The sequence below is a fragment of the Methyloglobulus sp. genome (assembly GCF_040079455.1).
Lineage (GTDB): Bacteria > Pseudomonadota > Gammaproteobacteria > Methylococcales > Methylomonadaceae > Methyloglobulus.
The window spans coordinates 1-4,602 of record NZ_JBEBKJ010000142.1 but is presented as its reverse complement, the minus strand read 5'-3'; the positions used below and the strand labels follow the sequence as shown (position 1 = coordinate 4,602).

The window sequence follows — 4,602 nt, the reverse complement described above, 5'->3', positions numbered from 1 at the left end:
CACCAAGTCCGCTTGCGCCGCCATCACTGCATCAATGTCCTTATACGCCATCGGGATTTCGTCGATAACATCGGCGTCTTTTCGGCATTCCACGCCTTGGGTTGCGGCGATCTGGTCGGCGACGTTAAAGCGTTTTTTCGCGGCGGTACGGGACATGGTTCGGCCTGCGCCGTGGCTGCATGAGCAGAACGCTTCTTCCTGGCCTTTACCGCGCACGATGAACGACTTCGCGCCCATCGAGCCGGGGATAATCCCCATTTGCCCCGGCCATGCCGCCACCGCACCTTTTCGAGTTACCAACACGTTATGCCCGAAGTGGTACTCACGTTGTACGTAGTTATGGTGACAGTTTACCGCTTCGACATCGGCGCTAAACGGCTTGGGGCAAATCGCTTGGATCGCCGCCACCACATTTTGCATCATCAACTCGCGGTTGCGGCGGGCAAAATCCTGCGCCCAACTGACCGCTTGCACATAGTCGTTGAAATGTTCCGTGCCTTCCGGAAAGTACGATAAATCCCTATCCGGCAATTGGATGTAGAACTTTTCCATATCTTTTTTTGCCAGTTCGATAAAGTGCGTCCCGATACGATTCCCCACCCCGCGTGAACCGGAGTGCAGCATAAACCAGACGTTTTGGCTTTCATCCAGGCAGACTTCGATGAAGTGGTTGCCCGTCCCCAGCGTTCCCAAGTGCTTATGGTTGTTAGTGTTTTTTAGGCACTTATGTTTGGTACAGATAGCTTCAAATTCCGGTAATAATTCCGCCCATTGTTTATCCACGTTGGTCGAGGTATTTTCCCAAGAACCTTTATCGCGACCTCCACGGGTACGCGACAACCCATGCGGCACAGCGGCTTCGATGGCAGAACGCCAGCCGTACAGGTTATCCGGCAGGTCACATGCGGTCAGGCTGGTACGTGCCGCCATCATCCCGCAGCCAATATCCACGCCGACAGCCGCAGGGATAATCGCGCCCAAGGTTGGAATTACGCTACCAATGGTCGATCCCTTACCCAAATGCACGTCCGGCATCACCGCGACATGTTTAAAGATGAACGGCAATTTGGCGATATTTTGCAATTGCATTTTGGCTTCATCTTCAACGGGTACGCCGTGCGTCCATAGCTTGATTGGCTTTCCATCTCCCACTTGAATCACTGAATAGTTTTCGGGTTGCATGATTGCATTCTCCATCTTCAACATCATTAAAACTGTGCCGACTTACTGATAAGTCAGCAAAAAAATTGGCGACAAGGATCGGTGTAACACGTTAGGCGCTCTATCCTCTGAGCTACGATTCCATAGTTGTCGGAACCGACGGGATTCGAACCCGCGACCTCCCGCGTGACAGGCGATGTAGTTACACCTGCATTCGCCAAAAACCATTGGTGAACCCATTAAGTTTCACCTTAAACTTTAAAAAAGCACGACAAAAGTCGTTATGAACATTGCTATACCACTCAGCTACTTGCCCTAAGACAAAGTCGGAATCGAACCGACGTACGATGTAGTCATAACCGCATTCGTGCTATCCCAAAAACCGCTGACGAGTTTTGGTGTGATCTTCTTACTCAACTACCGGTATTGCTACCGACCAGGGCTCGAACCTGGGATCTTCGGGATTTCCCGATGTTGTATCCATGTAATCACACTGGCATTCAGCGTAAAAATCATTCAAAAAAGATGGCGACAAGGGTTTGGTGTAATATTTTCAGTGCTCTACCAGACTGAGCTACCATTTTGAAAAACCAAAATGGGCAGGATTCGAACCTGCGACCATTGAAATCAATGTAATTACACCGGCATTCGCCAAAAATCGTTAAAAAGTGCGACAAAAATCGCTAAGACTTCTGCTCTACCGACTGAGCTACTTGCCGAAGCAAGGCCGGGATCGAACCGACGACACGATGTAGTCTTAACTGCATTCGCACAAAACCCGTAAAACTTTTTCAAAAAAAGTGAAGTGCCGTAACAATAATTGCTGTGATCTGATAGCGATTTACAGTCGATGTAATCACAGCGGCATTCACGAACACTTCACCTAACCTTATAAAACAGTTTCCTCTATAACGCCCACCCAATGTTCAGGGCTCAACTGGTCAGCAGCAAAAGCGGCGATGATGTTGAACACGGCATCAGAAAATCCGCCGACATTCAAAATATCAGGCCTTTCTGCAGCTTGTGTTGTGCCATACGGTTGAATATCCACACAAACCAGTTTTGCTTTCGGGTTGCGCTGTATAAACGCTTCCCATTCCTGCATCATCGCGGTAGCACCATGACGTTTAGCATCCATCCAAGACTGATTGTCCGATACAAAGACCACTAAATCAGCAAAGACTTTGTTTTTATTCAATTGCTGCAACGGTGCGCTGCAATTGGTTCCGCCACCACCGATGGCCGCCAGTTTCTGTGCGTTGGTCAGCACGGTATCGCGAGCATTCAAATCAACCTTCACCACGTCGTTTTCAAACGGCAACACGACCGTATTCGAATTCTTACACATTAAGGCCGCCGCCACTAATGCCGCCACATCAATACAACGTACCGAACTAGTTGCCGAACCGCGGCCACCCGTTACTGCTGAACTCATCGAACCGGATACGTCCGGGCATACAACTACCTTGCCAATAATTTCCGGCACATTCGATAGCGATGTTTCCAGCGCATCTTGCAAGGCATCGCTCAGTTCCCTGGGTAAACCGTTTGCTGCGGCCTTATAAGCCGCCAGCAATTGGTAGGGAAATACCTTGGCTTTAGCAATGGCTTGCTTATCACGCAGTTTTTCCGCCAAGGTTGTTATTACTTGTTCATCCGCAAACACGCCATGACGGGTAAAGGTGTTCAAGTTCATCCGTAACATCTGCCAACCCGCATTTAAGGCTATCGCCATCCATTGTTCGGTTGCCAACGGCAACGCGGTTAATAGCTGGAACGGCACATCCGGCACTGGGCTGGTCATATCGTTTTTATAACGTTCATAACTTTGCGTTATCGGCGGCAAATTTGCCCAATCATAAGGCTTACCGATTACCCAGGCGAAAAAGGCTTCGCGCCAATTTTCCGTAGGTTTAGGGTGTACCATTTTTATCACATCCGCCAAGGACGGTTGCGAGCCGATATAGGCATTCAACAAATCGCGTTCTGGCGCAGTGTTCAACCAGTTTTGGATCAGTTTTTTAGGCTTTGTTCCCATCGACTTACGCCCAACTGTACCGCTACGCAGAATTTGCACAAAGTTACGTAACATCTTGCCATTACCGATAACGCGATTAAATGTGATAGGCAAATATTCCTGTCCGCGCATCGTCAATATTGCTGTTAACAAGGCTGAGGTATCTTTCATGTAACCGCGCTCACGGCAATACACCGCTGTTTTCGCAATAAAACGTGGCTCAACTTTTTCGCAAACATCCAACAGCGTTTGCAATTGCAGCTCGGCATCCGCATAAAACGTCGCATTCAAACAACCGGTGGCGGCATATTGCGCCAAAACATCTTTGGTATTAAAACCGTAAGCGGCTGAACCTGTTTCATTAAAGGTATTAGCCATAGGTAATTTATTACCGCGGTAACTTTTGAATAATTGTGCATTTGCCATTGGAGTCTTCCTTTCGTTTTGTTTGAACTCGATTTAGATAAAGCGAAAGGTGTGCCAATTGCCAATAAATTAAGGAAATAATTCATATATTATTGTTATATAATAAATAATTTATTTTATTGTTCATCATGGGAATAGCAAATGCATTGCTGATATAATATATTTCTATAAAAATTAATACATATTTATAATTTTATATCATGAAGCAAAAAGTAGCCATAGGCTTTGTCGGCGCACAACTGGATTCAGGCGTTGGATCGGGACGTTGGGAGAAATGGCGACCAACGGTGTCATTGACCCAGCATGAAGACTTGGTCATCGACCGCTTGGTCTTGTTGTATGACCGGAAATACCAATCCTTACTGCAAGTGTTAACGGAGGATATCGCGTCGGTATCCCCTGAAACTGAAGTGTTGCCGGTGGAAATGACGATTGCCGATCCTTGGGATTTTGGTCAGGTTTACGCCGCGCTGTTTGATTTCGCCGCACAATACCCCTTTGATACCGAACGCGAAGACTACTGGATACACATTACCACCGGCACGCATGTAGCGCAGATTTGCCTGTTTTTGATGGTGGAAGCACGGTATTTTCCGGGCGTGTTGCTGCAAACCTCGCCACCGCTCAGGCAAAAAAGCGGACTGATCGGCAATTATGCCTTGATCGATCTGGACTTAAGCCATTACGATGCGATTGCCAAACGCTACGCTAAGGCGGAATCCGATGCCATTGCCTTGCTTAAATCCGGCATCGAGACCCGCAATGCGGCGTTCAACCTGATGATAAGCGAAATTGAACACGTTGCCGTGCGCTCCAAAGCGCCGATGCTGCTGATGGGGCAAACTGGGGCGGGTAAGTCCTTCCTGGCTAAGCGGGTTTATGAACTCAAAAAAGCCCGCCACCAAATCACAGGTAGCTTTGTGGAAGTCAATTGCGCGACCTTACGTGGCGACGGCGCGGCATCGGCCTTGTTTGGCCACGTCAAAGGCGCTTTTACC

General features: G+C 48.2%; 3 protein-coding genes and 1 tRNA gene. 1 reads left to right on the top strand and 3 read right to left on the bottom strand.

Annotation, left to right across the window (positions count from 1 at the left end):
• The 3 genes from ABL924_RS17870 to ABL924_RS17860 form a co-directional block, all read right to left on the bottom strand.
• Positions 1-1,182: RtcB family protein (locus ABL924_RS17870; RefSeq protein ID WP_349028451.1), on the bottom strand; the 1,182-nt coding region annotated here is incomplete at its 3' end.
• Positions 1,183-1,759: 577 nt separating this feature from the next.
• A tRNA-OTHER gene (locus ABL924_RS17865) sits at positions 1,760-1,872 on the bottom strand.
• A 178-nt stretch (positions 1,873-2,050) separates the two neighbouring features.
• Positions 2,051-3,604 carry a hypothetical protein gene (locus ABL924_RS17860; RefSeq protein ID WP_349028450.1) on the bottom strand — a complete coding sequence of 518 codons (1,554 nt, stop codon included), beginning with the start codon at positions 3,602-3,604 and terminating at the stop codon, positions 2,051-2,053.
• A 200-nt stretch (positions 3,605-3,804) separates the two neighbouring features.
• On the opposite strand from ABL924_RS17860, the gene ABL924_RS17855 reads away from it, so the two are divergent.
• A partial coding sequence (locus tag ABL924_RS17855; protein WP_349028449.1) for an RNA repair transcriptional activator RtcR family protein occupies positions 3,805-4,602 on the top strand: 798 nt, incomplete at its 3' end.

What these genes read in the sequence shown, in the direction of transcription:
- ABL924_RS17860 (WP_349028450.1), bottom strand. Translation starts at nt 3,604, where the DNA reads ATGGCAAATGCACAATTATTCAAAAGTTACCGCGGTAATAAATTACCT.